This window comes from Pseudoduganella buxea (assembly GCF_009720835.1).
GTDB classification, from domain to species: Bacteria; Pseudomonadota; Gammaproteobacteria; order Burkholderiales; family Burkholderiaceae_D; genus Rugamonas; species Rugamonas buxea.
The window spans coordinates 19,989-44,830 of record NZ_WNKZ01000047.1; the positions used below are offsets into that span (position 1 = coordinate 19,989).

Annotated in this window: 22 protein-coding genes; 10 read left to right on the forward strand and 12 right to left on the reverse strand. The window is 68.6% G+C overall.

Going from position 1 to position 24,842, the window contains the following annotated elements; genetic code table 11:
* Positions 1 to 208: 208 nt before the first annotated feature.
* From GM672_RS16195 to GM672_RS16225, 7 genes are read right to left on the reverse strand one after another with little or no spacing between them, the layout of a single operon-like run.
* The gene (locus GM672_RS16195; RefSeq protein ID WP_155471572.1) at positions 209 to 910 is read right to left on the reverse strand and encodes an ABC transporter ATP-binding protein; all 702 of its coding nucleotides are present in this window, start codon (positions 908 to 910) and stop codon (positions 209 to 211) included.
* Positions 903 to 1,622: an ABC transporter ATP-binding protein gene (locus GM672_RS16200; protein ID WP_155471573.1), complete on the reverse strand. Its 720-nt coding sequence runs from the start codon at positions 1,620 to 1,622 to the stop codon at positions 903 to 905. Before GM672_RS16200 ends, GM672_RS16195 begins: the two co-directional genes overlap by 8 nt.
* Positions 1,615 to 2,556 carry a branched-chain amino acid ABC transporter permease gene (locus tag GM672_RS16205; RefSeq protein ID WP_155471574.1) on the reverse strand — a complete coding sequence of 314 codons (942 nt, stop codon included), beginning with the start codon at positions 2,554 to 2,556 and terminating at the stop codon, positions 1,615 to 1,617. Before GM672_RS16205 ends, GM672_RS16200 begins: the two co-directional genes overlap by 8 nt.
* Complete coding sequence (locus GM672_RS16210; protein ID WP_155471575.1) at positions 2,553 to 3,425, reverse strand: branched-chain amino acid ABC transporter permease; 873 nt, start codon at positions 3,423 to 3,425, stop codon at positions 2,553 to 2,555. Before GM672_RS16210 ends, GM672_RS16205 begins: the two co-directional genes overlap by 4 nt.
* A gap of 15 nt (positions 3,426 to 3,440) precedes the next feature.
* A complete protein-coding gene (locus GM672_RS16215) occupies positions 3,441 to 4,607 on the reverse strand; it encodes an ABC transporter substrate-binding protein (protein WP_155471576.1) in 1,167 nt (388 codons plus the stop codon).
* 11 nt (positions 4,608 to 4,618) lie between these two features.
* Positions 4,619 to 6,172, reverse strand: a complete 1,554-nt coding sequence (locus GM672_RS16220) for a class I adenylate-forming enzyme family protein (protein ID WP_155471577.1) — start codon at positions 6,170 to 6,172, stop codon at positions 4,619 to 4,621.
* The gene (locus GM672_RS16225; RefSeq protein WP_155471578.1) at positions 6,172 to 7,326 is read right to left on the reverse strand and encodes an acyl-CoA dehydrogenase family protein; all 1,155 of its coding nucleotides are present in this window, start codon (positions 7,324 to 7,326) and stop codon (positions 6,172 to 6,174) included. Before GM672_RS16225 ends, GM672_RS16220 begins: the two co-directional genes overlap by 1 nt.
* Positions 7,327 to 7,503: 177 nt before the next feature.
* Here GM672_RS16225 and GM672_RS16230 point away from each other — a divergent pair, with 177 nt between their 5' ends.
* The 4 genes from GM672_RS16230 (at position 7,504) to GM672_RS16245 (ending at position 14,825) form a co-directional block, all read left to right on the forward strand.
* On the forward strand, positions 7,504 to 11,673 hold the full coding sequence (locus GM672_RS16230; RefSeq protein WP_155471579.1) for a CheR family methyltransferase: 4,170 nt from the start codon (positions 7,504 to 7,506) through the stop codon (positions 11,671 to 11,673).
* 69 nt (positions 11,674 to 11,742) lie between these two features.
* Complete coding sequence (locus GM672_RS16235) at positions 11,743 to 12,789, forward strand: chemotaxis protein CheB (RefSeq protein ID WP_155471580.1); 1,047 nt, start codon at positions 11,743 to 11,745, stop codon at positions 12,787 to 12,789.
* Between the two features lie 173 nt (positions 12,790 to 12,962).
* The gene (locus GM672_RS16240) at positions 12,963 to 13,934 is read left to right on the forward strand and encodes a manganese catalase family protein (RefSeq protein WP_155471581.1); all 972 of its coding nucleotides are present in this window, start codon (positions 12,963 to 12,965) and stop codon (positions 13,932 to 13,934) included.
* A 3-nt stretch (positions 13,935 to 13,937) separates the two neighbouring features.
* Positions 13,938 to 14,825: a ZIP family metal transporter gene (locus tag GM672_RS16245; protein WP_155471582.1), complete on the forward strand. Its 888-nt coding sequence runs from the start codon at positions 13,938 to 13,940 to the stop codon at positions 14,823 to 14,825.
* On the opposite strand, the gene GM672_RS16250 is transcribed toward GM672_RS16245, so the two are convergent.
* On the reverse strand, positions 14,822 to 15,412 hold the full coding sequence (locus tag GM672_RS16250) for a phosphoribosyltransferase (RefSeq protein WP_229417775.1): 591 nt from the start codon (positions 15,410 to 15,412) through the stop codon (positions 14,822 to 14,824). The two genes, GM672_RS16245 and GM672_RS16250, sit on opposite strands and share 4 nt — an antisense overlap.
* 188 nt (positions 15,413 to 15,600) lie before the next feature.
* Here GM672_RS16250 and GM672_RS16255 point away from each other — a divergent pair, with 188 nt between their 5' ends.
* Together GM672_RS16255 and GM672_RS16260 are read left to right on the forward strand one after the other, a co-directional pair.
* A complete protein-coding gene (locus tag GM672_RS16255; protein ID WP_155471584.1) occupies positions 15,601 to 16,017 on the forward strand; it encodes a response regulator in 417 nt (138 codons plus the stop codon).
* Between the two features lie 96 nt (positions 16,018 to 16,113).
* Positions 16,114 to 16,980, forward strand: coding sequence for a phytanoyl-CoA dioxygenase family protein (locus GM672_RS16260; RefSeq protein ID WP_155471585.1), 867 nt, complete (start codon positions 16,114 to 16,116; stop codon positions 16,978 to 16,980).
* A gap of 14 nt (positions 16,981 to 16,994) precedes the next feature.
* On the opposite strand, the gene GM672_RS16265 is transcribed toward GM672_RS16260, so the two are convergent.
* Positions 16,995 to 17,669 (reverse strand): HAD-IA family hydrolase, encoded by a 675-nt coding sequence (locus tag GM672_RS16265; protein ID WP_155471586.1) that lies wholly within the window; start codon positions 17,667 to 17,669, stop codon positions 16,995 to 16,997.
* 76 nt (positions 17,670 to 17,745) lie between these two features.
* Positions 17,746 to 18,066: a flagellar basal body rod C-terminal domain-containing protein gene (locus GM672_RS16270; RefSeq protein WP_170300100.1), complete on the reverse strand. Its 321-nt coding sequence runs from the start codon at positions 18,064 to 18,066 to the stop codon at positions 17,746 to 17,748.
* Positions 18,067 to 18,305: 239 nt separating this feature from the next.
* Here GM672_RS16270 and GM672_RS16275 point away from each other — a divergent pair, with 239 nt between their 5' ends.
* From GM672_RS16275 to GM672_RS16285, 3 genes are all read left to right on the forward strand, one after another.
* Entirely contained in the window at positions 18,306 to 19,505 is a 1,200-nt protein-coding gene (locus GM672_RS16275; protein WP_155471587.1) for a dienelactone hydrolase family protein, read from the forward strand.
* A gap of 63 nt (positions 19,506 to 19,568) precedes the next feature.
* A complete protein-coding gene (locus GM672_RS16280) occupies positions 19,569 to 20,258 on the forward strand; it encodes an SOS response-associated peptidase (protein WP_155471588.1) in 690 nt (229 codons plus the stop codon).
* Positions 20,248 to 22,812 carry an excinuclease ABC subunit UvrA gene (locus GM672_RS16285; protein ID WP_155471589.1) on the forward strand — a complete coding sequence of 855 codons (2,565 nt, stop codon included), beginning with the start codon at positions 20,248 to 20,250 and terminating at the stop codon, positions 22,810 to 22,812. The genes GM672_RS16280 and GM672_RS16285 overlap by 11 nt, the downstream gene beginning before the upstream one ends.
* On the opposite strand, the gene GM672_RS16290 is transcribed toward GM672_RS16285, so the two are convergent.
* On the reverse strand, positions 22,797 to 23,225 hold the full coding sequence (locus GM672_RS16290; protein ID WP_155471590.1) for a hypothetical protein: 429 nt from the start codon (positions 23,223 to 23,225) through the stop codon (positions 22,797 to 22,799). The genes GM672_RS16285 and GM672_RS16290 overlap by 16 nt on opposite strands.
* Positions 23,222 to 24,301 (reverse strand): substrate-binding domain-containing protein, encoded by a 1,080-nt coding sequence (locus tag GM672_RS16295; RefSeq protein WP_155471591.1) that lies wholly within the window; start codon positions 24,299 to 24,301, stop codon positions 23,222 to 23,224. Before GM672_RS16295 ends, GM672_RS16290 begins: the two co-directional genes overlap by 4 nt.
* A gap of 159 nt (positions 24,302 to 24,460) precedes the next feature.
* On the opposite strand from GM672_RS16295, the gene GM672_RS16300 reads away from it, so the two are divergent.
* The coding region (locus GM672_RS16300; RefSeq protein ID WP_371867075.1) for an NADH-quinone oxidoreductase subunit NuoE family protein at positions 24,461 to 24,842 on the forward strand (382 nt) is incomplete at its 3' end.

Sequence of the window (24,842 nt, forward strand, 5' to 3'; positions counted from 1 at the left end):
ACGGGCCATCGGGGTTTTTTCCGGATCGTCGAATGGGACCTGGCCGGGCAGGGTCCGTCGTGTCGCTCACGGCGCACAGGGTGGCGTTGACGGACGGGGCCCAGTTCCTGGGCTTGTGCAACCAGGCCATCCGACACGGGATTTCACGGCCCTGGTGGGCAGCCCGCCGCTGGACGACTGGAAGAGCCAGCGCACCGGCTAAGCCTGGTCACACGGCGAAATAGCGTGCATGCAGTGCATCGAGTTCGACATCGGCCGCCGGCTGCGACAGCACCACGCGCCCGCCCTGCAGCAGGTAGACGTGATCGGCCACGGCCAGCGCCTGGGCCGTGTTCTGCTCGACCAGCACGATGGTGCGGCCTTCGGCCTTCAGGCGCGCCAGCACGGCGAACAGCTCCGTCACGACGATCGGCGCCAGGCCCAGCGACGGCTCGTCGACGATCAGGATGCGCGGGTCCGGCATCAGGCCGCGCGCCATCGCCACCATCTGCGCCTCGCCGCCGGACAGCGAACCGGCCAGCTGGCGCCGCCGTTCGGCCAGGCGGGGGAACATCGCATAGGCCGCTTCCAGCCGGCTTTTCACGTGGGGCCGCTGGGCTTTCGGAAAGGCGCCCATGACGAGGTTTTCCTCCACCGTCATGTCGCGAAAGATCATCCGCCCTTCCGGAATCATCGCCACCCCCAGGTCCGGCATGCGCCACGTGGCCGTGCCGTCGATGCGCGCGCCGTCCAGCCGGATGCTGCCCGCCGTGACCGGCAGCAGGCCCATGATGGCGCGCAGCAGGGTGGTCTTGCCGGCGCCGTTGGGGCCGATGATGGCCGTCAGCCGGCCCGGCGCGAACTGCAGGCTCGCGTCCCACAGCACGTTGATGGCGCCGTAGCCGGCCCGTACTTCGCTCACGTCAAGCATGCTTGCCTCCGGCGCCGACATAGCTGCGCATCACTTCCGGGTCGCGGAACACGTCGGCCGGCGCGCCGTCGGCGATCAGGCGGCCGAAGTCCAGTACGGCCACGCGGGGACACAGGGCCGAGATGGTCTCGATATCGTGCTCGATGATGACGATGCCCACCCCGAAGCGATCCGGCAGCTCGCGCAGCATGGCCATGAAGCGGCGCTTGGCGGCCGTCTCCAGCCCGGCCAGCACTTCGTCCAGCAGCAGCAACTTCGGTCCCGTGGCCAGCGCCTTGGCCACTTCCAGCGCCTTCAGTTCCGTCAGCGCCAGGCTTGTTGCGGCATCGCGCCCGTCCTTGCCGGCCAGGCCCGTGAAGTCCAGCAGCTCGGCGATGCGGGCATCGTCCACCTTGCCGGTGCCGAAGCGCTGCGCCACCACCAGGTTCTCGCGCACCGTCAGCTGGTGCAGCGGCTGCGGGATCTGGAAGGTGCGCCCGATCCCCAGCCGCGCGCGGCGGAACATGGGCTGGCGCGCCACGTCGGCGCCATGAAAGCGGATCGCGCCGGCGCTGGGGCGCACCAGTCCGGAAATGGCGTTGAACAGCGTGGTCTTGCCGGCGCCGTTCGGCCCCACCAGGCCCAGTACTTCGCCGGGGCTGGCCCGCAAGCTGACGTCATCGACGGCTGCCAGGCCGCCGAAGCGCACGGTAACATTGTCCAGCTCAAGCATCGCGCTTACCCCTGGCGGCCAATAGCGGCAGCAGCCCGCGCGGGCTGAAGACGATCATCGCCACCAGCAGCGCGCCCAGGATCAGCTGGTGGCCGCTGGGGATCAGCGCCTTGAACACCAGCTGATCCAGCAGGTACACGACGACGGCGCCGGCCAGCGGCCCCAGGATGGTGCGGTAGCCGCCGAAGATGGCGGCCACGATGGGCAAGGTCACCCACAGCCCGGCGAACGCGTAATCCGGTTCCAGGAAGCCGATGTAGTGGGCATTGAAGGCGCCGACCACGCCGGCCATGAAGCTCGACAGCAGCAGCATGGCCGCCTTCAGCAAGGTGCTGTTCACGCCCAGTACCCGGGTGGCGTCCTCGCTGTCGTGCATGGCCCGCAGCGCCAGGCCGTGGTGGCTGGCGCGCACGCGCGCATACAGCCAGGCGAACAGGCAGACGATGGTGAGGATGACGAAGTAGGCGCCCGTCTTGCCGCCGAAGTCGATGCCGGCGACGACGGGCAGCGGCGGGATGGCGGCGATGCCGCCGGCGCCGCCCGTGACGCCGGTCCATTCGGTGGCGAGGATGCGGAAGATATGGGCATAGGCCAGGATCGCCAGCGCGAAGTACGGCCCGCGCAGGCGCAGCACGGGCAGCATGGCGACGGCCGCCAGCACGGCGCCGCAGCCGCCCAGCAGCAGCCCGGCGAACACGGGCAGGCCGCCGTGCAGGGTGGCGATGGCCGACACGTAGCCGCCCACGCCGACAAAGGCGGAGTGGCCGAAGCTGACCATGCCGCCCAGGTTGCCCAGCAGGGCCCAGGCCATCGCGACGCCGCCGATGACGAGGGCCGCGTCGATCAGGCTCATGACGTAGGCGTTGCGCCCCAGCAGCAGGGGCACGGCGACGTAGGCCGCCAGCAGCAGGGCGACGATGCCGAGGCGCTTCATCCGCGCCTCCCGGCCGCGCCCAGCAGGCCGTTCGGCAGCACGAACAGCACCAGCAGGAACAGGCCCATGCCGGCCAGTTCCTGCAGCGCCGAACTGGCCAGCGTCACCGTCAGGGCTTCCGTCACGCCCAGCAGCAGGGCGCCCAGCAGCACGCCGGGAATCGAGCCGACCCCGGCCAGCACGGTGATGATGAAGGCCTTCACCGTCAGCGCCGCGCCCATGGCCGGCTGGATCACGCCCACGCTGTACAGGGCCACGCCGGCGCAGGCGGCCAGGATGCCGGCCACGATGAAGGACACCAGCTCCGTGCGGCCGGGCGGAATGCCCATCAGCTGGGCCGCGTCGCGGTTGCTGGAGACGGCCCGCACGGCACGGCCATGCCAGCTTTTCGCCAGCCACCACCACAGGGCGCCCATCAGGGCCACGCTGGCGCCGAAGAACACCAGTTCGCCGCGCATGGCGTACAGGGGGCCCATCACGAGTGCCTCCTGCAGCCAGGCCGACGAGGTGGAACGCACGTCGGCCGACCACGTCAGCAGGATGGCATTGGTGAGGATGACCCCGATGCCGAAGGTGGCGATCAGCGAATTGATCTCGCGGTCGTGGCGGATGCGGCTGACGATGCCGTGCACGGCGACGGCGGCCGCGCACACCACCACGACGGCGGCCGGAATGGCGGCCACGGGCGGCCAGCCCAGGCGGCTCTCGACGGTGAAGGCGATGTAGGCCGCCAGCAGCACCAGTTCGCCGTGTGCCAGGTTAATCACGCGCATCGTGCCGAACACGAGGGCCAGGCCGAGCGCGATCAGCGCGTACGAGCCGCCTTGCAGCAGGCCCGAATACAGGGCCTGCAGGACCAGTTCCGTCATTGGGCGGCCCGGCCGTTACCAGGGCAGGGCCGGGTAGGCCATCTTGCCCGTGGCATGCTCCTTCGGCCACACGATGACGATGTTCTTGCCCTGGTGCTGCCCCATGCGGTGGCTGAAGTTCGGGTTGTCGCCGTTGGCGCCGAACTGCACGCGCCCGATCAGCGTTTCCCGGTCCGTGCGGCGCAGTTCCTCGGCGATGCCGCCCTTTTTCACCGTGCCCTTGTCGGCCGCGCGCGCGATGGCCTCGAACAGCAGCATCGACTGCACATAGCCGAACTGGCCCAGGTAGTCCGGCTCCTTCTTGTACAGCTGGCGGTAGGTGTCGGCAAAGGCCTTGCCGTCGGCATTGGTGAACGTGGCCGGGTAGGGCAGCAGGGCCGTGCCGAACACGTTCGGCATCAGGTCCGGAAATTCGCTGGCCATCTTCGGCGTGGCCAGCGACCACACGCCAACGATCGCCTTGACCTGGGGTTTCAGCACGCGGGCCGCGCGCAGGATGCCGACGTAGTCGTTCTCGTAGCCCACCATGAAGAGCACGTCGGGGCGGTCCTGCAGGCGGATCTTGTTGACGATGGGCTTGAAGTCCGTGATGGCCGGATCGAAGGCATGCAGCGTGGTTTTCACGCCCTTGGCCGCCAGCGCCTTCTGCACGGAGCCGGCCAGGTCGGCGGTGGCATCCTTGGTCGAATGGACGATCGACACGGCGCGCGCGCCCATGTCGGCGAACAGGCCCAGTGCCGCCTTTTCGTAGCCGGCCGTGTTATTGATGCGGAAAAAATTCTTGCGCCCCGCCGCCACGAGGCTGTCGTCGACGCCGCCGGACGTGATGTACACCAGTCCCAGCTTGTTGGCCGCCTCGGAGGCGGGCGCGATATTGTTCGAGCCGTAGCCGCCCGTGATGGCCGCCACGCCCTGGCTGGCCAGCTGCTCGACGGCGGCAATCGCCTTGGCCGGCGCCGATTCGTCGTCCACCGTGACGATCTTCACCTTGTGCTTGCCGTTGCCGCGGTTGAACACTTCCGCGGCCACCATCACGCCTTCGTGCATGCCGCCGCCGACCCGGGCCAGCGACCCGGTCAGGGGCAACTGCGCGCCGACGAGAAATTCCTCGGCGCCGACGGGGCCCGCCGCGACGGCCGTGCAGATGCCCACCAGGGCCAGGGCTTTGAAGATTCGATGCATGATGTCTCCTCTTATGGATGTTGTGCGGCGCCGGCCAGATCGCGCAGGCGGCCTTTCAGGATTTTACCCGTGGCCGCCGCCGGCAGGGCGGCCAGCACGACGATCAGGGCCGGGCACTTGTACGGCGCCAGCTGCCGCGCCGCCCACGCATGCAGTTCTTCCACCGTCGCGTGGCGGGCGGGATCGAGTTCCACATAGGCGATGACTTCCTCGTTGCCGTCGGCCGCCGCCCGTCCCACGACGGCCGACTGCGTCACGGCCGGGTGGGCATTCAATACGCTTTCCACTTCCAGCGGGTAGACATTGAAGCCGGAGCGGATGATCAATTCCTTCGCGCGCCCGACGATGAACAGGGCACCATCGGCCTCCTGGCGCGCCATGTCGCCCGTGACGAGCCAGCCACCGGGCCGCAGTGCCGCCGCCGTCTGCACGGGGTCCCGGTAGTAGCCCAGCATGACGTTCGGTCCCCGTACCCACAGCTCGCCGGCGTCTCCAGGGGCCACGTCCACGCCGCCGGCATCGACGATGCGCACGGCGACACCGGGAATGGGCCGGCCCACGGACGTGTCGGCGCGGGGCGCGGCCAGGTCCGTCTGGCTGATGGTGGGGCCGCTTTCTGTCATGCCGTAGCCGTTGTGCAGGGCCACGCCCAGCAGCCGCTCGGCGGGCGCCTTCAGGCTCGGCGGCAGCGGCGAGCCGCCCGCGTAGGCGAAGCGCAGGCGGTTCGGCAGCGGCGCGGCGCCGTCGCCCGCCAGCTCCAGCAGCCGCGCATACATGGCCGGCACGCCCTGCAGGATCGTGAGCCGGTCCTCGTCCAGCGCGCGCAGCAGGCCGGTGGCCGTGAAGCGCGAGGCCAGCACCAGGCAGGCGCCCGCGTACAAGGTACCCAGCATGACCGAGGCCAGACCGTAGACGTGCGAGATGGGCAGCACGCCGTAGGCGCGGTCCGCGGGCGTCAAACCCCGCAGGCGGCTGGAGACGGCGGCCACGAACAGCAGGCTGCGGTGCGACAGCATCACCCCCTTCGGCTGGCCCGTGGTGCCGGTGGTGTAGATCAGCGCCGCCGGCTGCACGGCGCCATCGGCGTGCACGGGTTCCGGCGCGCAGGCTTCGTCCAGGGGGCTTTCCAGCCAGTCGCCGAACGGCCCGGCATGGCAGACGGCTTCCATGCGCTCGCCATGGGCGGCCGCGTCGGGCGAGGCGCACAGCGTGCAGATGACGCGCCGGGCGCCGCAATGGTCGCGGATGCTGTCGATCTCGCGGGCCGACAGCCGCGCGTTGACATTGACGATCCAGGCGTCCCACAGGCCCGCAGCGAACACCAGCGCGACCTGGTTGGCGCAGTTCTCGCCCACCACCATGAGCCGGTCGCCCGGCCGCACGCCCAGCGCGCGCAGGCGCGCGGCCGCGGCTTCGATGGCTTGCCAAAGCGTCCCGTAGTCGATGTCGCTGCCGTTCTCGCGCAGGGCCGGGGCCCGCGGCGCGCGTGCGGCGCCGTCGCGCACGACGTGGGCCAGGCGTGCCGGCAGGCTGGCCAGCAGGGCGGGGATGTCCGGCGCCGCCATCAGCCGCGAGCCGCGCGGATCATGTTGCGGGCGATGACGAGCTGCTGGATCTGCGACGTGCCTTCATAGATGCGGAACAGGCGCACGTCGCGGTAGAAGCGCTCGGCCGCATAGTCGGCGATATAGCCGGCCCCGCCGTGGATCTGCACGGCGCGGTCGGCCACGCGCCCGCACATCTCGGAAGCGAACAGCTTGCAGCAGGACGCCTCGGTCGATACATCCTGGCCGTTGTCGCGGCGCCGGGCCGCGTCCAGCACCATGCAGCGGGCCGCGTACAGCTCGGCCTTGCTGTCGGCCAGCATGGCCTGCACCAGCTGGAATTCGGCGATGGGCTGGCCGAACTGGCGCCGCTCCAACGCGTAGCGCAGTGCGTCGTCCAGCATGCGTTCGGCCGCGCCCACGCAGACGGCGGCGATATGCAGCCGGCCCTTGTCCAGCACCTTCATGGCCGTCTTGAAGCCGACCCCTTCGACCCCGCCGATCAGGTTCGCCGCCGGCACCCGGCAGTTCTCGAAAATGACGTCGCAGGTGTGGGCCCCCCGCTGGCCCATCTTTTTATCGGTCGGCCCCAGCGACAGGCCGTGCGTGCCCCGTTCGACGATGAAGGCGGAAATGGCGCCGGCGCCTTGGCCCTCGGGGTCGGTGCGGGCCATCACCGTGAAGATCGACGCTTCCGGCGCGTTCGTGATGAAGCGCTTGGTGCCGTTGATGACGTAATACGCGCCGTCGCGCACGGCCGTGGTGCGCAGCGAAGCCGCGTCCGAGCCGGCGTCCGGTTCCGTCAGGGCGAAGGCGCCGATGATGTCGCCCGACGCCAGCCGGGGCAGGTACGCCGCCTTCTGGGCCTCGGTGCCGTCGATGACGATGCCCTGGGCGCCGATGCCGTTGTTGGTGCCGATCAGCGAGCGGAAGGCGGGGGATGTCCACGCGATCTCGAACGCCACCATCACCTCCTCTTCCATCGTCAGCGCCAGGCCGCCGTACTGCTCCGGGATCGACAGGCCGAACAGGCCCAGCTCGCGCATCTGCGCCACGATGGCGGGCGCAATCTCGTCGCTGTCGGCCACGGCTTGCTCTGCCGGCACCAGCACTTCACGCACGAAACGGCGCAGGCTGTCGGTGAGCAGGCGCAAGGTCTGTTCGTCGCGGATCATCGGCTTCCTTTCAAGGCTGTTGGGCGCGAGTGTGCCGAGCCGGCCTGTCAGTGTCAACAGGTTTTCGGGCCGCCCAAGGGACAGGAGGCGGCATGCGCCATGTCGAATGCCCGATGGCGATTAACAAGGGGGAGTCCATCGGGTAGACTCTGGGTTTCGGCACCAACAGAGATCGCGATGACACTCAGCAGTGCGGCAGGCGCGCAACCGGCGGACCAATCCGCACTCGAACCCAGCAACCTTGGCTTCCCCGTGGTCGGCATCGGCGCGTCCGCCGGCGGCCTGTCGGCCCTGCTGCGCATGTTCGAACAGATGCCGGCCAAGAACGGCATGGCCTTCGTCGTCATCCTGCACCTGTCGCCGAAGCACCAGAGCGCGGCCGACACGGTGCTGCAGCGGGTCACGGCGATGCCCGTGGTCCAGGTCACGCACCGTACTGCCATCCAGCCCGAGCATGTGTACGTGATCGCGCCGAACCTGCAGCTGTCGATGGACGACGGCCACCTGGACGTGCGCGAACTGGAGCGACCCCGGGGCCAGCACGTGGCCATCGATATCTTCTTCCGTACCCTGGCCGACGCCCACCGCGAACAGGCCTTTGCCGTGGTGCTGTCCGGCACCGGTTCGGACGGTTCGGTGGGCCTGGAGCGGGTCAAGGAGCTCGGCGGCATGACGTTTGCCCAGCTGCCCGACGACGCCGAGCACGATGGCATGCCCAATGCCGCCATCGCCACCGGCATGGTCGATTTCGTGCTGCCGGCAACGGACATCGCCCACAAGCTGACGGAAGTTCATGGGCACACCCGCCGCATCCACCTGCCGCACGACGGCGGCGACGACGACGGCGCCATCGTCCCCGAGGGCGAAGGGGACGACGACACCCAGGCCGACAACGACGAGGCCCTGCAGCGCGTCATCGTCATGCTGTGCGCGAACACGGGCCACGACTTCCGCCACTACAAGCGCGCCACCGTGATGCGGCGCATCGAGCGGCGCCTGCAGGTCAAGGGTGTGCCGTCGCTGCCCATGTATGCCGATTTGCTGGAGAAGGACGCGGCCGAATACAAGGCGCTGCTGAAGGACATGCTGATCGGCGTGACCAACTTCTTCCGCGACCGCGAAGCCTTCGAGGCGCTGGAACGGGACATCATTCCCGAGCTGTTCCGCGACAAGACGCGCGGCGAGCAGGTGCGCGCCTGGGTGGCCGCCTGCGCCACGGGCCAGGAAGCCTATTCGCTGGCGATGCTGCTGGCCGATGAGGCCTCGCGCATGACGCGCCCGCCGGACGTGCAGGTGTTCGCCTCCGATATCGACGAGCAGGCCATCACCATCGCCCGTGCCGGCCTGTATCCGGCATCGATCGTCATGGACGTGCCGCCGTCGCGGCTGCGCCAGTTCTTCACGAAGGAAGATGAACGCTACCGCATCCGCAAGACCATCCGCGACCGCATCCTCTTCGCCGCCCACAACCTGCTGCGCGATCCGCCGTTCTCGAAACTGGACCTGATCTCCTGCCGCAACCTGCTGATCTACCTGAACCGCGACGTGCAGATGCGCGTGATGGAGATGTTCCATTCGGCCCTGAAGCCGGACGGCTACCTGTTCCTCGGCTCGTCCGAGTCGGCCGACGCGGCGGCGGAATTCTTCGTCCCCGTCGACAAGAAGAACCGCATCTACCGGGCCCGGCCCCTGTCGCGGGCGGCGCGCTACCTGCCGGCCCTGTCGGCCACGGCGGCGGCGCGGACACCGGAGCTGGCCAGCGGCGGCGCCGCTGCCCGGCGCGTATTTTCCTACGCGGAGGTGCACCAGCGTGCGCTGTCGAAATTCGCGCCACCGTCCATCGTCGTCGACCGCGATTCGAATATCGTCCACAGCTCCGATTCGGCCGGGCGCTTCCTGCGCCACGTGGGCGGCGAGCCGTCGCGCAATGTCCTGCAGCTGGTGCTGCCGGAACTGCGGCTGGAGCTGCGCAGCGCCCTGTACCAGGCGATCCAGAGCGGCAACAGCGTCGAAGGCCAGCGGGTACTGGTCAAGCGCGACGCGGGCAGCTATTTCGTCAACATCATCGTGCGGCCCTTCAACGACGAGGGCGCCAACGGCGACTTCGTGCTGATCCTGTTCGAGCAGACCGAGCAGTCGATGGTGGGCGAGCCGCCCGCCGTGCAGGCCGAGCACAAGGACCTGGTGCTGCTTCAGCTGGAGCAGGAACTGCAGCGCAGCAAGGAAAAGCTGCAGGAAACCATCGAGCAGTCGGAAGTGTCGAACGAGGAGCTGCGCGCGTCGAACGAGGAGCTGCAGGCCATCAACGAGGAACTGCGTTCGGCCACGGAGGAACTGGAAACGAGCAAGGAAGAGCTGCAGTCCGTCAACGAGGAACTGATCACCGTCAACTACGAGCTGAAGGTGAAGGTGGAGGAAACGGGCAAGGCCAACGACGACCTGAACAACCTGATCGCGTCGACCAATATCGCCACCGTCTTCGTCGACCGGGCCATGCGCATCAAGCGCTTCACGCCCAGGGCGGCCGACGTGTTCTCGCTGATTCCCACCGATATCGGCCGCTCGCTGCTCGACATCACGCACCGGCTCGACTACGACCAGCTGGCCGAGGACGTTTCCGCCTCGTTCGACACCTTGCGCCTGGTCGAGCGGGAAGTGCGCAGCAATGACGGACGCTACTATATTGTCCGCTTGCTGCCGTACCGCACCACCGAGGACCGCATCGAAGGGGCCGTGATGACCTTCTTCGACATCACGGGCCGGCGCGAGGCCGAGGACAAGCTGCGCCGCGGCGAAGAGTGGATGCGGCTGGTGGCCGAAAGCACGGACGACTATGCCATCATCACGGTCGACAACGAAGGCCTCGTGACGGGCTGGAACAAGGGCGCCGAGCGCAATTTCGGCTACAAGGAAGAGGAAGTGCTGGGGCGGCTGCTGGACTTCATCTTCACGCCGGAAGACCGCGCCGCCGGCATTCCCGCGCACGAACGGGTGCGGGCCCGCAAGGAGGGGCGCGCCGAGGACGAGCGCTGGCACGTGCGCAAGGACGGTTCGCGCTTCTTCAGCGTGGGCGTGACGACGCCGCTGCACAATGGCGAATTCTACGGCTATGCGAAGATCACGCGCGACCAGACCCTGCGGGCACAGCGGGACAGCGAACGCAACGCGGAGCTGAGCAGCTCGCAGGCGGGCCGCGACCAGGCCGAATCCGACAATGCCCAGAAGGACGAGTTCCTGGCCATCATGTCGCACGAACTGCGCCATCCGCTCAACCTGATCTATATCAATGCCGAACTGCTGGCCCGCCTGGCGCCCGTGCGCGACACGCCGGCGGCCGCGCGCGCCGTCGCCGCCATCCGCAAGGCCGTGGCCAGCCAGGCCAAGATCATCGACGACCTGCTCGACATGGCACGCCTGAACACGGGCAAGCTGGCGCTGGACTGCCGCGATATCGACCTGGCCGACGTCACTGGCCAGCTGGTGGAAGTGCTGCGGGCCGATCCGGTGGCGCAGCAGCTCGACATCTCGCTGCTTTCGAGCGGCGAGCCCGTGTTCGTGCCGGCCGATCCGGTGCGGCTGGAGCAGGTGGTGCTGAACCTGCTCAGCAACGCCATCAAGTTCACGCCGGCCGGCGGCAAGGTCACCGTCACGCTCGGCGTGGAGGAGGGGCAAGCCCGGCTGGATGTGACGGACACGGGCGCCGGCATCGATGCCGCCAGCCTGACGCAGCTCTTCGGCATGTTCCGCCAGGGCAGCGCCAAGGCCCTGCGCCACCACGCCGGGCTGGGTATCGGTCTGGCGCTGGCACGCCAGATCGTCGAGCAGCATGGCGGTCGCATCGAGGCCGCTTCCGAGGGGCCCGACCGGGGCAGCCGCTTTTCGCTGTGGCTGCCGCTGTCGCGCCACCCTGCGCCGGGCGTGCCGACGCCGTCGACCTTGCCGGGCGCCTGCGTGGCGGGCCGGCACCTGCTGCTGGTGGACGACGACGAGGATTCGGCCAGGGTATTCCAGACCCTGCTCGAGATGGACGGTGCCACCGTCTCGATCGCCAGGACGGCCATGGAAGGGCTGGCGCTGATGCAGGCCCGGGCCGAATCCGGCGCGCCCGTGCACCTGCTGGTGTCGGACCTGTCGATGCCCGATATGGACGGCTTCGACTTCATCCGCGCCGTGCGGGCCGTGCCGATACTGGCGGACCTGCCGGCCATTGCCGCCAGCGGCCTGGGGCGGGAACAGGACGTGCGCGCCGCGCTGGATGCGGGATTCTCGTCCTTCCTGACCAAGCCGGTCGCCATCGAAGTGCTCTGCAACGAAATCACAAGGCTGCTGCCCCGCCCGGGGCCGTGACCCGGAGCGGTGCGCCACCTGCGTGCAGTGGCGCACCGACGGTCCCGCGCGCAGGCCGGAGACTGGATCATGATCGAACTTGCCATCCCTGCCGCCGATGACGTGATCGTCATCGGCACCTCCGCCGGCGGCCTCGAAGCGCTGCGTGCCATTGTCGCGGCGCTGCCCGCAGGATTGCCCGCCGCCGTGCTCGTGACGATGCACGTGGGGCAGCACGACAGCCTCCTGCCCAGCCTGCTGGCGCCGTTGACGTCACTGCCTGTGCGTCACGCGCGCGAAGGCGATGCGCTCGAAGCAGGCCGCATCCTCGTGGCGCCGCCCGACTTCCACCTGCTGGTGGTGGAGCAGGACGGCGCACGGCGCATTTCCCTGTCGCGCGGCCCCCGCGAAAACCACGCCCGTCCCGCCATCGACCCCCTGTTCCGGACCGCCGCCGCCGTCTACGGCGCGCGCGCCACGGGCGTGATCCTGACGGGGCGGCTGGACGACGGCACGGCCGGCCTGTTTGCCATCAAGGCCTGCGGCGGCCACGCCATCGTGCAGTTGCCGGCCGATGCCGTCGCGCCGGAGATGCCCCTGAGCGCCATCGAGAATGTCGACGTGGACCAGGTGCTGCTGCTGGACGATATCGCCCCCGCGCTGGTACAGCGCGTAACGCAGTCGGCACTGCACGGGGCCGGACGGGAGCGCCGCGTCGAGATCGCGCCGCCCGAATGGCTGCAGCTGGAAATCCAGTTTGTCAGCACCGGCGGCAATATCGAGACGCTGGCCCGCATCGCCACGCCGTCCACCTATACCTGCCCGGAGTGCCATGGCAGCCTGTGGCAGGTGCAAGGCATCGGGCCGCGGCGCTACCGCTGTCATACGGGCCACTCGCTGACCGAGCGTAGCCTGGCCGAGCTGCAGGGCCAGCTGGTGGACGAAGCGCTGTGGTCCGCCATCCGCGCCCTGCACGAAAAGGAAAAGCTGCTGCGCACGATGGCCGGCAACACCGCCGGCGGCAGCCATGCGCCGGCGGCGCTGGCCCGGCTGTCCCAGGCCACGGCGGCGCAGCGCAGCGGCGAACTGCTGCGCCGTTTGGTGACGGGCGAACCCCTGCCGGGATCGACGGGATAGAAGAGTTTTCCGTGGCAATTGTTTCAATCCATGCTGTCGTCGTCCTACATGGCCTATCGAACAACTCCTATAGCTGCGCTGGGGTGGTTGCGCGATCATTCGCAGACACCACGCGCTGCGGCACAGACCGTCGCACGTGATTCTCGAATGCCAACTACCCAGGAGAAACAGGAATGTTTGCACACAATAAGCGATTGCAATACACCGTACGTGTCAGCGAGCCCAACCCGGGCCTCGCCAACCTGATGTTGGAACAATTCGGCGGCCCGCAAGGCGAGCTGGCCGCGGCCTGCCGTTACTTCACGCAGGCCCTGGCCGAGGACGATCCGGGCCGCAAGGACATGCTGTTCGATATCGCGACGGAGGAACTGTCCCACCTGGAGGTGATCGGCAATATCGTCGTCATGCTGAACAAGGGCGCCAAGGGCGCGCTGGCCGAAGGCGTCGAGGACGAAGGCGAGCTGTATCGAAAGATCACGGGCGCCGGCAACGACAGCCATATCACCCAGGTGCTGTATGGCGGCGGCGCGCCGCTGGTCAACTCGGCCGGCGTGCCGTGGACAGCCGCCTATATCGACACGATCGGCGAGCCGACGGCCGACCTGCGCTCGAATATCGCGGCCGAGGCCCGTGCCAAGATCGTCTACGAACGCCTGATCAACCTGACGGACGACCCGGGCGTGAAGGAAGCGCTGGGCTTCCTGATGACGCGCGAGATCGCCCACCAGAAGTCATTTGAAAAGGCCTTGTATTCGATCCAGCCGAACTTCCCACCGGGCAAACTTGCGGGGCGCCCGGAATTTGCCAGCGTCTACTTCAATATGTCGCAGGGCGGTCCGGAAATGAACGGCTCGTGGAACAGCGGCACGAAGTGGAATGTCGTGTCGGACCGCGACGAACAGTCCGACGTCGATGGCGGTGGCGGTGACGCGACCGTGGAACTGCCGCCCAAGGATGCCGAAGTGCTGAACCAGATGGCCCTGCGTACTCAGTCCAACCCCAGCGTCGATCCCCTGACGGGCGCCGAACTGGGCATGATGGCCGACCCTGGTCAGATCGCCGGTGCCGACGTGGCCGGCGGCCCACCGTCGACCCCGGGCGGCGACGTGCCGAAGAGCGGCGCGAAGAACGGCAAGAAGGGCTGACCGATGCACATCGCCCGCGCATTTCCTCACTCCTGGCGCCTGGCGCTGGGCGGCGCCATCTGCCTGGCCGGTGTGCTGGCGCTGCTGAACGATCTCGCGGGCGAGGTGCGCTCTTTCGACAGCCGCGTGCACGGCGCCCTGCTGGGCGGCGCCACGGCGGCGCTGGCGACGGCGCTGGGCACCTTGCCCGTGCTGCTGTCGCAGAAGTTCTCGCAACGAACCTATGACGGCTTCCTCGGCTTCGGCGCCGGCGTGATGCTGGCGGCCACCGCGTTTTCGCTCGTGATGCCGGCCATTGCCGCCAGCAAGGACGCGGGCGCGGGCCCGTTCCAGGCCAGCCTGACCGTCGGCGGGGCCATCCTGCTGGGCATGGGCCTCGTGTTGCTGCTGGACCGGGTCGTGCGGCACGAGTCGCTGCTGGACGGCGTCGATCCGGCACGTAACGATTCCATCAAGCGCGCGTGGCTGTTCGTGGCCGCCGTCGCCATCCATAATCTGCCGGAAGGGCTCGCCATTGGCGTGGCCTACGCCGGCGTCGACGTCGTCAAGGCACACAGCCTGGCAACGGGCATTTCCATCCAGGACGTGCCGGAAGGCCTGGTCGTGGCCCTGGCCCTGCGCACGGTCGGCTATGGCCGTCTGTTCTCGTGCGCGCTGGGCGTGGCTTCCGGCCTGATCGAGCCCGTCGCCGCCGTCGCCGGCGCCATGCTGATCGAATATGCACGCGGCCTGTTGCCGTGGGGCCTGGCGCTGGCCGCCGGCGCCATGCTGTTCGTCATCACGCACGACGTCGTGCCCGAGTCGCACCGCAACGGCCACCGCACCAGCGCCTCATGCGCCGTCGTGTTCGGCTTCATCGTCATGATGGTGCTCGATACGGCTCTCGCCTAACCAGGGGCGCGCTGCAACAGGGCAATCGCTTCCCCTTCCTCCACCTGGGGGAAGTGCCGGTAGTGCTGGCCGACGGCGACGAAGTCGGCCGGCACGGCCAGGCACACCACTTCGTCGCAAAGGGGCGCGATCACGTCCAGCGCCTCGCGCGAGGCCACCGGCACACAGGCGACCAGGCGGGCCGGGTCCTGGCGGCGCAAGGCGCGCAGCGCCGCCGCCATTGTCGAACCCGTCGCCAGCCCATCGTCCACCACCAGCACGCTGCGCCCGGCCACCTGCGCTGGCGGGCCATAAGCCTCGCGCCGGCGCCGCATCAGCGCCAGCTGCCGCTGCGTCTGCTCCTCGACCCATTCCATGCTGGTGCGGGTGCGGTGGAAGTAGGGCGCCAGTTCGCGGTTACCGTGCTCGTCGACGGCACCGACGGCCAGTTCGGGATCGGATGCGGACGGCAGCTTGCGCACCAAAACCACATCGAGTTCGCCACCGAGCCGGTCCGCCAGGATACGGCCCATCGGCACGGCGCCGCGGGGAATCGCCAGCACCAGGGGGTTGCGGCCGCGCCACGACAGCAGCCTGTCGGCCAGCATTCCAGCAGCCTGAGCACGGTCATGAAATGGTAAGCTGATATCGTCGTGCATGGACACCTCGCTTGGTATTGAAGACAGAATAGCGCAGAATATCGTGACGGGACATGGCAAAATAGCGCTTCAAGGCTCCCGTCTTTACAGCAACAGGCACTGCCTCGGGCCCCCGGGCCAACCGCCGGAGAAAGCAAATGACTGCCACGCTGATTTCACCGTTCAGGCCGGGCGACCGCATCCTCGTCGCCTGCGGCGACCGCGTTGCGGCCGAGACGCTGGCAAGAGTGTTCTCGACGTCCGGCTTTACCGTGCGCATGGCCTTCGACGGCGTCAGCGCACTGGACAAGGCGCGTGCCTTCTTCCCTTCCGTTGCCGTGCTGGGGCTGGACCTGCAATACCTGGACGGCTTCCAGCTGGCGCGGGCGCTGCGCACCATTCCCGGCTGCGCGCGCATGCGCATCCTGGCCATGCTGTCGCGCGACGTGGGCCTGCTGGACCGGCACCGCTGCTTCGATTACGTGCTGCGTGCACCCGTGCCCAGCTACGGTGGCCGGCCCATGTGGGTGGTCGACGGCGACGGCCTGGCCGTCAAGCCCACCATCGGCGGCTAGCGCCGGCGCGCGGGTGCCCTGGCGCGGCCAGCCGTGCCGCCCCGATCGCTGCGATTGACTACAATGATCCGCGACCGCATGCACCGGAGAACGATCATGGATTTGGACAGCCGCAACCGCGCCGCGCCGACCGACTACAACGAGGCCGCCATCATGGGTGGCCTGTACGGCGACGGCTTTATCGCCTGCAAGGGCGCTTTTTCCCGCGAATGGGTGCAGCAGCTGGGCGAGGACATCGCCGTGCTGTTCCAGGAGGCGCTGGCCCGGCCGGGCGGCGCGCTGGGACGGGGGCCGAACCGCTACTACGTTGAAATCCACCCGGAGCGCCTGCGCGGCTTCGTCGACATCATCACGCACCCGTGGGTGGTGGCCGTGTGCCGCCATATCCTGGGGCCGGACTACCGCATCGTCGAAGCCGGTTTCGACGTGCCGGGGCCGGGCGCGCTGCACCAGCCCTGGCACCGCGATTTCCCGTCGCCCGAAGCGACCCTGAAAGGCCGGCGGCTGAACTCCCTGGCCTTCAACATCACGACGGTGGACGTAACGGAGGACATGGGCCCGTTCGAGATCGCGCCCGGCACGCAGTGGGACGACCTGGCCGGCGGCGACCCGATGTTCCCGGCGCGCGAACTGTGGCCCCGCTACGAGGCGCTGGCCCAGCGCAAGCTGGCGAAAATGGGTGATATCTCGGCCCGCTCGGCGCTGACCATCCACCGGGGCACGGCCAACCAGTCGGATAAATCGCGCCCCGTCTTCGTGCTTGGCGTGGACGCGCCGGACGCCCGCAACGCGGACAAGCACGACCTGCAGCTGACGCGCGGCTACTACGACAGCCTGCCGGAAGAGGTGCGCCACCACATCACCTGCCGCGTCGTCGAAACGCTCGACCCCATCGTGCAGGAACACACGATCGAGGGATTGCTGATGGGGGTGTCGCCCGGGGAGCGGATGGGCGGCGTTTAGCCGTCATGTAGCCGTCAGCCGGCCCGCAATGCTTCCACCAGTGCGGGCAACTCGTCCATCGACCCGAACACGAGGCGCGCCCCGGCCGCGCGCAGCCGCTCGGCCTGGTCCGGCGGGCTGTGCGGGCCGCCCGTGAAGCCCAGCACATTGGTGCCGGCGGCAACGGCCGCGTGTACGCCCGTGATGCTGTCCTCGATGACGATGCAGTTCGCCGCGCGGGCGCCCATGCCGGCGGCCGCCATCAGGTAGACGGCCGGGTCGGGCTTCGGACGTCCGGCGATATCGGCCGTGTACAGACCACCCGCGAACAGCGAAATCAGCCCGGTGCGCTCCAGCAGGCCCTGCACGCGCATCATGCGGCTGTTGCTGGCCACGGCCTTCGGCAGCGCGATGGCTTCCAGCGCCGCGTGCACGCCCGGCACGGGCTGCGCCTTGCGGTCGCATTCCGCTTCCACCAGGCCGCGCATGACGGCCAGGTCGGCCACGCTCGGTTCAGGCAGGTGCAGTTCGGCGCACACGCCCAGCACCAGCGCTTCCAGTTTCAACCCCAGCCGGGGGCGAATCAGCGACAGCAGGCGGTCACGCTCGCCCGCGATGGGCAGCAGGAAGTCGGCCAGCGCCTGCAGGGCGATGGCTTCACTGTCGATCAGTACGCCGTCGCAGTCGGAAATGAGGTGAGTGATGGTCATGCCGGCCTAGCAGAGTGGTGGACCGGCGATGATGCCATATCGGCATGAATTTCTCAGGCGTATCGAATGGCGGCCCTCAGGCGCGGATGTCGATCAGGGTGCCCAGCCGTTCGTCCGCCGCCTGGATCACCTTGGCGGACAGCTCGAAGCCCAGCTTGTAGACGAGGGAGTTGGTGATTGACGTGGCCGGGTCCGTGCCGCCGTGGGCGCCCGACAACTCGCGTCCGGCGGCGGACAGGATGACACCCGTGCCGGCGGGGCGTGCTTCGCTGAAGTTGGCCGACCGCGCGGCGTAGCCCTGCGTGGTCAGGTTGGCCGTGTTATGCGCTTCCACGCCCAGCGCCTGCTGGTTCGCTTGCAGCCCGGACAAGCCGGTACCCAGTGACGAAATCGCCATCGTTAGTTTCCTTCGGTGAAGCGATAGTTTAGCTGCGGAAACCTTTGCCGACGCGGCGGGGACGAAAAACTTCGTGGCGCTGCAACACCTCGCCGCGCACAGATGCGCTAACGCAACAGTAAGCGGCGCCAAGCGATGAAGTCCTGCAACTGTTGCGTTTTTGGGATTGCGTTACGGGAATATTGATACCAGAATCGTTTTATTGCCTCATGCCAATAAACCCGGTTTTGAATCGTATCATGCGCTCCCACCTTGTCCACGCCCGCCAGCTCGTCATTGCCGCCATCGCCGCCGCGCTTGCCTGTGTGCTGGCGCCATCCGGCCACGCGGCGCCCGTCGGCGCCTTGCCGCTCGATGCCCGCCTGAACGAGCAGATCATCACCGTGCCGGCCGGCGCCGCGCTGAACGTGCAACTGGAGACCACCGTGTACCGGCCCAGCGGCCCGGGACCGTTCCCCCTGTTGATCATCAACCACGGCAAGTCGCCCGGCGATCCGAAGGCGCAGGGGCGCGACCGCTTCGTCTACATGGCGGCGCAGTTCGTCAAGCGCGGCTATGCCGTGCTGGTGCCGATGCGCACGGGCTTTGCCCGCTCGACGGGTACGTATACGGATTTCGGCTGCAATATGAAGGCCAACGGCTACCAGCAGGCGGGCGATATCGCCGACGTTGTCAGCTGGGCCCGCGCGCAGAGCTGGATCGACGGCGAGCATATCGTCATTGCCGGCCAGTCGTATGGCGGCCTGGCCAGCCTGGCGCTGTCCACCCAGGACCTGCCCGGCGTGCGCGGCGTGATGAACTTCGCAGGCGGCCTGAAGGTGCACGGTGGCAGCTGCGACTGGCAGCAGGCCCTCGTCAACGCCTTCGGCGAATACGGCCGCAAGAACCGCATCGAGACCTTGTGGATGTACGGCGCCAACGACAGCTATTTCAACCCCCAGCTGGTGGGTCGCCTGTACGACGCCTTCAACAGCAACGGCGGCCGGGTCGACCTGGTGGCCTACGGCGCCTTCAAGCACGACGCCCACACGATGCTGGGCAGCCGCGACGGCCAGCCCGTGTGGCTGCCCGAAGTGGAGCGCTTCCTGCAGAAGGTGGGCATGCCGACCGAGCAGGTGTACGCCGTGGCCGAACCGGCGCCGCAGCCGGCCACCAACTTCGCCGCGCTGGACGACGTGGCCGCCGTGCCCTTCCTGCCGGAGCGGGGACGCCAGCAATACCGCGCCTTCCTGGGCAAGCAGATGCCCCGTGCGTTCGCCGTATCGCCAAGCGGCGCCTGGGGCTGGGCCGAAGAGGGCGAGTCCGTCAACGAGCGGGCGCTGGCGGCCTGCCAGTCCGGCAGCCGCCAGCCGTGCAAGCTGTATTCGGTGGACGACTATGTCGTGTGGACCGATACGCCGGACCCGGCCAACAACTCCGCCACGGGCCGCACCGAGTAAGCCCGGCGCCGCCGCGCGGCAAGCGTGCATGGACGGACGCTGTCATGCTGCTATGATGGTTTCATGTGCGGACGCTTCGATCAAAACGACATCGCGCGGCGCTATATCGCCGCTTTCGGCTGGGCCGACGCTGCTTACAACAGCCAGGCGCAGCCTACCTATAATGCCGCCCCCGGCACCTACCGCCCCGTGATCCACATGCAGGACGGGCAGCCTGCCGTGGACGACCTGCACTGGGGCTACCGCGCGGCCTGGGCGGCGGAAAAACTCCCGGTGTGCGTCAACGCCCGGCTGGAAAAAATCACCAACAACTACTGGCGCAAGCTGCTCAAGACGGGCCGCGCCGTCGTTCCCGCCAACGGCTGGTATGAATGGACGGGCGAGAAGGGCAAGCGCCAGCCCTGGCATATCCACCGCAAGGACCGTGAACCCCTGTTCATGCTGGCGCTGGCCAACTTCGGCCCCTTCAAGGAACACAAGGCCGAATCGGGTTTCGTGCTCGTCACGGCCGACGCCGAGGGCGGCATGGTGGACATCCATGACCGCCGGCCCGTCGTGCTGAACGCGGCCGACGCGGCCACGTGGCTCGATCCCGACATCTCCACCGAACAGGCCGAAATGCTGGCGCGCCAGATGGCGCTGCCGGCCGACGCCTTCGAATGGTACAAGGTCAGCCCCGAAGTCAACTACGCGGGCCGCGACGGCGCCCACCTGATCGAGCCGCTGCCGGAACCGGAACCCCATGACGAATAAGAATACGGACAAGAATGCCGGCAATGTCCGGGTGCGTGGTGCCCGCGAACACAATCTGAAGAACGTCGACCTCGATATTCCGCGCGATGCGCTGGTGCTGTTCACCGGCGTGTCCGGCTCGGGCAAGTCCTCGCTGGCCTTCGGCACCCTGTATGCCGAGGCGCAGCGGCGCTACCTGGAATCGGTGTCGCCGTATGCGCGCAGGCTGTTCCACCAGATGCCGGTGCCGCAGGTCGACGAGATCGACGGCCTGCCGCCGGCGGTGGCCCTGCAACAGCAGCGCGGCTCGCCCACCACGCGTTCCTCGGTGGGCAGCGTCACCACCTTGTCGAACTCCCTGCGCATGCTGTACTCGCGCGCCGGCGACTATCCGCCCGGGCAGGAGCTGCTGTACGCCGAGTCGTTCTCGCCGAATACCCCCGAAGGGGCCTGCACCCAGTGCCATGGCCTGGGCCGGGTCTACGAGGTGACGGCGCAATCGCTGGTGCCGGACGATTCGCTGACGATCCGCGAGCGCGCCGTGGCCGCCTGGCCGCCCGCCTGGCATGGCCAGAACCTGCGCGACATCCTCGTCACGCTGGGCTACGACGTCGACACGCCGTGGCGCGACCTGCCGAAGAAGGACCGCGACTGGATCCTGTTCACCGAGGAGACGCCCACGGTGCCCGTGTACGCGGGCCTGACGCCGGAGGAAACGAAGCGCGCCCTGAAGCGCAAGGAGACCCCCAGCTACCAGGGCACCTTCACGGGCGCGCGCAAGTACGTGCTGCAGACGTTTGCCAATACCGAGAGCGCGACGATGAAAAAGCGCGTGGCGCGCTACATGGTCAGCAACGAATGCCCCCTGTGCCGGGGCAAGCGGCTGCGCGCCGAGTCGCTCTCCGTCACGTTCGCGGGGCTGGACATCACCGACATCTCGCGCCTGCCGCTGGCCCGGCTGGCCGAGGCCATGCGCCCGTATGCCGACGGCAGCGCCAAGGTCAGCGCGAAGGAACGGGCGGCCCACCCGGAAAAGCTGATCGTCACGCAGCGTATCGCCCAGGACGTGCTGGCGCGGCTGGACGTGCTGCTCGACCTTGGCCTGGGCTACCTGGCGCTGGACCGCAGCACGCCGACCCTGTCGCCGGGCGAGCTGCAGCGCCTGCGCCTGGCCACGCAGGTGCGCTCGAACCTGTTCGGCGTCGTCTACGTGCTCGACGAGCCTTCCGCCGGCCTGCACCCGGCCGACACGGTGGCGCTCCTGCGCGCGCTGGACCGGCTGAAGGATGCCGGCAACTCGCTGTTCGTCGTCGAGCATGCGCTGGACGTGATCCGCCATGCGGACTGGATCGTCGACGTCGGCCCGGCCGCGGGCGAGGGCGGCGGTCACGTGCTGTACAGCGGCGCGCCCGAGGGACTCAAAGCAGTGGAGGCGTCGCAGACGCGCCGCTTCCTGTTCCCGGACGAAGCGACCCCTTTGCGGGAAGTCCGGGCGGTCGATCCCAAGTCCGCCGCCTGGCTGCGCCTGCGCGACGTGCGGCGCAATAACCTGGACGGCTTGGACGCGGACTTTCCACTCGGAGTGATGACGGCCGTGACGGGCGTTTCCGGTTCCGGCAAGTCCAGCCTCGTCAGCCAGGTGCTGGTCGAGCTGGTGGCGCGCGGCCTGGGCCACGAGGTGCCGGCCGAACCGGAGGAGGGCGAGGAGCTGGAACGCAGCGCCGAGCTGCCGCTGGAAGGCCACATCACGGCGGGGCTGGAGCAGCTGCGGCGCATGGTGCGGGTCGACCAGAAGCCGATCGGCCGCACGCCCCGCTCGAACCTGGCCACGTACACCGGCCTGTTCGACCATGTGCGCAAGCTGTTCGCCGCCACCAAGATGGCGAAAGCGCGCCGCTACGATGCCGGCCGCTTTTCGTTCAACGTCGCCAAGGGCCGCTGCGACAATTGCGAAGGTGAAGGCTTCGTCATGGTCGAACTGCTGTTCCTGCCCAGCGTGTATGCGCCGTGCCCCGTCTGTGCCGGTGCCCGCTACAACGCCAAGACCCTGGAAGTGACGTACCGCGAGCGCAACGTGGCCGAGGTGCTGGGCATGACGGTGGACGCGGCGTGGGAATTCTTTGCGGACGAGCCGCCGCTGCAGCGGGCGCTGGACGTGTTGCGCCAGGTCGGCCTGGGCTACCTGCGCCTGGGCCAGCCGGCCACGGAACTGTCCGGCGGCGAGGCCCAGCGCATCAAGCTGGCCACGGAACTGCAGCGCGCCTCGCGCGGCGATACCTTATATGTACTGGACGAGCCCACCACGGGCCTGCACCCGGCCGACGTCGAGCGCCTTATCGTCCAGCTGCAAAAGCTGGTCGATGCCGGCAACACCGTCGTCGCCGTGGAGCACGACATGCGCGTGGTGGCGGCCTGCGACTGGGTCGTCGACATCGGCCCCGGCGCCGGCGACGAGGGCGGCACCATCGTCGCGGCGGGGCCGCCGGCCGCGGTGGCCCGCGCCAAGGCCAGCCGCACGGCCCCTTACCTGGCCCGGTTCCTGGGGCATCAAGGTTCCATTCACAGCACGAAGTAGGCCGCCAGCGCCAGTGCTGCGCTGGTCCAGATCATCGGCTGCACGAAGGGGCGCAGGCGCTGGGCCGCGACGGCACTGGCCCGGTGCAGGTGCACCAGCGCCAGCACGGCCAGCAGGTTCTGCACGGCCACGACGAGATTGAGCAGCACGGCGGCGGCCAGGCTCCAGGCCACGACGGCATCGTCGCCGCCCATGCCGGGTCGGGCCTGCTGGGCCAGCGCGATCACGCAGCCGTGGGCCACGCCCAGCAGCAGGCCCGTGCCGCTGATGTTGAGGAAGCCCGGATTGAAATAGTGGGCGCGCCATTGCGGCACGATGGCCAGCACGTGCAGCAGCAGCGCCAGCACGACGCCGCCCTGCAGCACGCGCACCAGGTGCACGAAGATGCCGATCTCGATCGCCGGCACCGTCATCGGCCGACGCTTTCGAAAGCGTCGGCCAGGGTCAGCATCGTGCCCGTGCCGGCGGCGTCGTAGCCGGGCAGGGCGTCGATCGCCGCATGGCAGGCGGGGCTGCGCAGCACGTCGATCAGTGCGCGCGTCAGGGTGTCGTCCGCCGCGGCCTTGGGCAGGGCCAGGAAATAGCGCTCGCGCAGCAGGGGTATGAAGTCCAGCCCGAAGCGCGCCGCCGCCGTGCGCACACCGATGCCCACGTCGGCCATGCCGCTGGCGATATACGCAGCCACGGCGCTGTGCGTGAATTCGGTGCTGCCGAAGCCATTGATGCGCTCCGGCGCGATGCCGGCCTGCTGCAGCATCATCTCCAGCAGCAGCCGCGTCCCCGATCCGCTTTGCCGGTTGACGAAGCGCACGCCCGGCGCCGCCACGTCGGCCAGGCCACGAATGCCCAGCGGATTGCCGGCTGCGACGAACAGCCCCTGTTCGCGCGCGGCCAGGTGCAGCAGGCAGTGGCGCTCCGGGTCGAGCCAGCGCAGGCAGGCCGCGACGAAGGGCTGCTCGAAGGCACCGCTGGGCACGTGGAAGCCCGCCAGGTCGCATTCGCCCCGGGCCAGCGCCGCCAGTGCGTCGCTGCTGTTGCGGTAGCGTAATTCGACGGGAATGGCCAGCGCCTGCAACTGCGCCGTCATCGCCGCCACGGCAAAGCCATGGCTGGCGTCGAGGCGCAAGGTGCGCGGCGCGTCGTCGACCATCCTGGCCAGTTCGCTTTCCAGTTCCGAGGCCAGGCTGTCGAGCGTGGGCGACAGGCGCGCGGCGATGCGGCGGTCCGCCCACACGAGCTTTTCGGCCAGTGCCGTCAGGCGGGTGCCGCGGCCCCGTCCTGTCGCCAGCAGGGCCTGGCCGAACTGGCTTTCCGCCTCGCGCAGCAGGCCCCAGGCATAGCGGTAGGAAAGCCGCACGGCCTTGGCCGCCTTGGCGATGGAGCCCATCTGCTGGATTTCCCGCAGCAGCGCCAGCAGCGCGGCCGTGTCGAGGGGGGTATCGGCACGTACGCTGATTTCCCAATGCGGCTGAATCTTTACTCTGAACATATGCTTAAAATAACATATTTCACCCGTTTCCCGCGCGTGCTACGCTGGCGCGTGATGGGCGGCGCTCATCCATGGTGACGCCCGAATAGGCTGGCGCGCAGCATAATGCGCCGCCCCCCGGAACCCGCCGACCCATCCAGCCATCCAGCCATCGAGCCAGTGAACCATCCGATCATTCCCATCGCCGTCGCCGCAGGTCCCAGCCGCGAGCGCAAACGGCAGGCCCCGCGCGGGCGCCGTGTCGACCCGGCCGCGTTGGCCGATATCCAAGCCCTGCTGGGCGATGCGCCGCGCCGGCGCGACCTGCTGATCGAACACCTGCACTGCATCCAGGACCGTTTCGGCTGTCTCGCGACAAGCCACCTGGCCGCGCTGGCGCAGGAACTGCGCATGGCGCAGACCGAGGTGTATGAAGTGGCCTCGTTCTACCATCATTTCGATATCGTCCGCGAAGGCGAGGCGGCGCCGGCGCCGGTGACGGTGCGCGTGTGCGGCGGCCTGCCGTGCCAGATGGCGGGCGGCGCGTCGCTGCTGGCCAGGC